The 3,637-nt window shown below is 64.8% G+C and carries 4 protein-coding genes and 1 pseudogene; all 5 read left to right on the top strand.

The window, feature by feature from the left end:
- Positions 1 to 531, top strand: a pseudogene (locus tag M1B34_RS32670) (PQQ-dependent catabolism-associated beta-propeller protein); the annotation flags it as partial.
- A complete protein-coding gene (locus tag M1B34_RS32665; protein WP_268267333.1) occupies positions 528 to 1,271 on the top strand; it encodes an ABC transporter ATP-binding protein in 744 nt (247 codons plus the stop codon). The pseudogene M1B34_RS32670 and the gene M1B34_RS32665, both read left to right, overlap by 4 nt.
- Positions 1,268 to 2,059 carry an ABC transporter permease gene (locus M1B34_RS32660; RefSeq protein WP_268261829.1) on the top strand — a complete coding sequence of 264 codons (792 nt, stop codon included), beginning with the start codon at positions 1,268 to 1,270 and terminating at the stop codon, positions 2,057 to 2,059. The genes M1B34_RS32665 and M1B34_RS32660 overlap by 4 nt, the downstream gene beginning before the upstream one ends.
- 142 nt (positions 2,060 to 2,201) lie before the next feature.
- Positions 2,202 to 2,759: a PQQ-dependent catabolism-associated CXXCW motif protein gene (locus tag M1B34_RS32655; RefSeq protein WP_123331245.1), complete on the top strand. Its 558-nt coding sequence runs from the start codon at positions 2,202 to 2,204 to the stop codon at positions 2,757 to 2,759.
- A gap of 56 nt (positions 2,760 to 2,815) precedes the next feature.
- Positions 2,816 to 3,481, top strand: coding sequence for a response regulator transcription factor (locus M1B34_RS32650; protein WP_123331243.1), 666 nt, complete (start codon positions 2,816 to 2,818; stop codon positions 3,479 to 3,481).
- Positions 3,482 to 3,637: the final 156 nt, after the last annotated feature.

Genomic DNA, 3,637 nt, shown 5'->3' with positions numbered 1-3,637 from the left:
CGAACGGCAAGTGGGCGGTGAACACCAGCGAAACCACCAACATGCTGCACTGGATCGACACCAGCACCCAGAGCCTGGCCGACAGCGACCGTGTACGCACGCCCGCGTTTTGTCGAGTTCAACCAGGACGGCTCGCGCCTCTGGGCCTCGGCGGAAATCGGCGGCACGGTGACCATTCTCGACGTGGCCACGCGCGGCATCCTCAAGACCCTGAACTTCAAGATCAAGGGCGTGCACCCGGACAAGGTACAGCCGGTGGGCATCAAGCTCAGCGCCGACGGCAAGTACGCCTTTGTCGCCCTGGGCCCGGCCAACCACATTGCGGTGATCGACGCCCAGACCTTCGAAATCCTCGACTACCTGCTAGTGGGGCGGCGGGTCTGGCAACTGGCGTTCACCCCGGACCAGGGCCAGTTGCTGGCCACCAACGGGGTCAGCGGGGATGTCTCGGTGATCGACGTGAAGAGCCTCAAGGTCTTGAAGTCGATCAAGGTCGGACGCTACCCCTGGGGCGTGGTGGTCACCCCATGAACGCCCTGGAGGTCAACGAGGTGAGCTTCGCCTACGGCCAGCGTGAAGCCCTGAAGCAGGTGAGTTTCAGCCTGGCGCCCGGGCGTTTTGCGGCGTTGCTGGGGCCCAACGGCGCCGGCAAGTCAACCCTGATCGCCCTGCTGACCCGGCTCTACAACCTGCAACACGGGCAGATCCTGGTGGGCGGCAGTTCCCTGGGCCAAGCGCCTGGCGCGGCCCTGCGCCAGCTCGGCGTGGTGTTCCAGCAAAGCACCCTGGACCTGGACCTGAGCATCGAGCAAAACCTGCACTACCACGCGGCGCTGCACGGCCTGTCACGGCGCCAGAGCCAGGCCCGGGTCGAGGCCGAGCTGGCGCGCCAGGGCTTGACCGAGCGCCGCCGCGAGCGGGTACGCGCCCTCAACGGTGGCCATCGGCGGCGGGTGGAAATCGCCCGGGCCCTGCTGCATGAGCCGCGCCTGTTGCTGCTGGACGAAGCCAGCGTCGGCCTCGACCCGGCCAGCCGCCTGGCGCTCAACCAGCACCTGCGCAGCCTGTGCCGCGAGCAGGGCATCAGCGTGCTGTGGACCACGCACCTGCTGGATGAAGTGCAGCCGAGCGACGACCTGTTGATCCTCCACCAAGGGCGCCTGGTGGCCAGCGCGGAAGCGGCCGCCCTGAGCCTGGAACACGGCGGCGACCTGGACTCAGTCTTTGCCCGCCTGACCCGCCCAACCCCTTCTGGAGTCGCCCACCCATGAGCGCCTACTGGCATTGTTTCAGCGGCATCGTGCTGCGCGAATGGCTGCGCTTCGTGTTGCAGCGCACGCGCTTTCTCAGCGCCCTGGTGCGCCCACTGCTGTGGTTGCTGGTGTTCGCCGCCGGGTTTCGCGCGGCCCTGGGCATCGCCATCATCGAGCCCTACGACACCTACATCCCCTACGAGGTCTACATCATCCCCGGGCTGGCCTGCATGATCCTGCTGTTCAACGGCATGCAGGGCTCGCTGTCGATGGTCTATGACCGGGAAATGGGCAGCATGCGCGTGCTGCTCACCAGCCCCCTGCCCCGGGCCTTCCTGCTGGCCAGCAAGCTGTTAGCCACCTCGCTGATCTCGCTGTTGCAGGTGTATGCCTTCCTCGCCATTGCCTGGCTGTACGGCGTGCAACCGCCGGCCATGGGCCTGCTGGTGGCGTTGCCAGCGTTGTTGCTGGTGGCGCTCATGCTCAGTGCCCTGGGCCTGTTGTTGTCCAACGCCATTCGCCAGTTGGAGAACTTCGCCGGGGTGATGAATTTCGTGATCTTCCCGCTGTTCTTCCTGTCCTCGGCGCTGTACCCGCTGTGGAAGATGCTCGAAGCCAGCCAGTGGCTGTATTGGCTGTGCGCCCTCAACCCCTTTACCCACGCCGTGGAGCTGGTGCGCTTTGCCCTGTACGAACGCTTCAACCCCCTGGCCCTGGCCGTGTGCCTGGGGCTGACCGTGCTGTTCTCGGTGCTCGCCGTGCTGACCTTCAACCCCCAGCACGCCGCCCTGCGCAAAAGCACCTGAGCCCGCGGCCCTCCAGCCCAGACCACCCGCGCCAGCCAGCCGGTGCCTACGACTTTGGTACTGCTTTTGCTGTCGATGGTCGCATTCACAAATGCCCCGTCCTGGCATGTAATGGGCCCATAACAAGAAGGATAAAAACCCTATGCCTCGCGCCTTGCGTTGCCTGCTGCGCCCTGCCCTCGCGGCCCTGTCCCTGAGCGTGCTGATGGGCCAGGCCCATGCCGAAACGCCGCTGTTTTCCAGCGACGGCTACCGCACCAGCCTCTATCGCAGCCCCACGCCGACCCAGGTGGACGGCGCGCGGATCATCGACACCCCAACCCTGCAACAGCTGCTGGAACAGAGTCCGCGCCCAGTGCTGATCGACGTCTATCGCCGACAATGGCTGCAAGACCGTTTCATCGAAGACGAACCCCACGCCAACCTCCCCGGCAGCCACTGGCTGGCCAATACCGGTGACGGCGAGTTGAGCGCTGCCTGGCAGGCTTATTTTGCCGACCACCTGCAACGTTTCAGCGCCGGCAACCGGGCCCAGCCGTTGGTCTTTTATTGCCGCTCCGATTGCTGGTTGAGCTGGAACGCGGTAAAACGCGCCGCAGCCCTGGGCTATAACAACCTGTACTGGTATCGCGATGGCCTGGATGCCTGGCAAGCCGCGAACCTGCCGGTGCAGCCGGCCCAACCCGAACCCTTTCCCTGACCCCGGGAGCGGCTTGCCGTAACCCCGCCCCACTCACAATAACGAGGTGAAAGGCCATGTATAAAATTCTGATTGCCGACGATCACCCACTGTTTCGCGAAGCCATCCACAACGTCATCAGCGACGGCTTTGCCGGCAGCGAGGTCATGGAAACCGCCGACCTGGACAGCGCCCTGGCGCTGACCCAGGAGCACGACGACCTGGACCTGATCCTGCTGGACCTGAACATGCCCGGCATGCACGGCCTCAACGGCCTGATCACCCTGCGCAACGAAGCGCCGACCATTCCGGTAGTGATCGTCTCGGCCGAGCAAGACAAGCAGATCGTGCTACAGGCCATCACCTACGGCGCCGTGGGCTTTATCACCAAGTCTTCGCCACGCTCGCAGATGACCGAGGCCATCGAGCAGATTCTCAATGGCAACGTCTACCTGCCGCCAGACATCATCCGCACCCAGAAAAACCTCACCGGCCGCCGCAACCACGAAGCCCCGAGCTTCCCGCCGGAACTGCTCCAGGCCCTGACCCGCAAGCAGTTGCTGGTGCTGGAACGGATGACCAAAGGCGAGTCGAACAAGCAGATCGCCTACACCCTGGACATCGCCGAAACCACGGTAAAGGCCCACGTCTCGGCGATCTTGCGCAAGCTCAATGTGCACAACCGAGTGCAAGCCATCCTCAGCGCCGGCGACATCGACTTCGGCGCCTACCTGCGGCGCTGATCCACACGCCAATCCCCCGTCCCATCGCTGGCAAGCCAGCGCCCACACCGCTCTGTGCCGGCAACAGCGGGACGCGGAGCGTCCCAAGAGGCATTCCCACGGGACCGTGGAACGAGGGCGTCAGGCGCAGTGATCGTTCAGGGTCGCGAGAGATCA

It is taken from the genome of Pseudomonas morbosilactucae, assembly GCF_023241715.1.
Classification (GTDB): domain Bacteria; phylum Pseudomonadota; class Gammaproteobacteria; order Pseudomonadales; family Pseudomonadaceae; genus Aquipseudomonas; species Aquipseudomonas morbosilactucae.
This window is presented reverse-complemented; position numbering and strand designations above follow the sequence as displayed.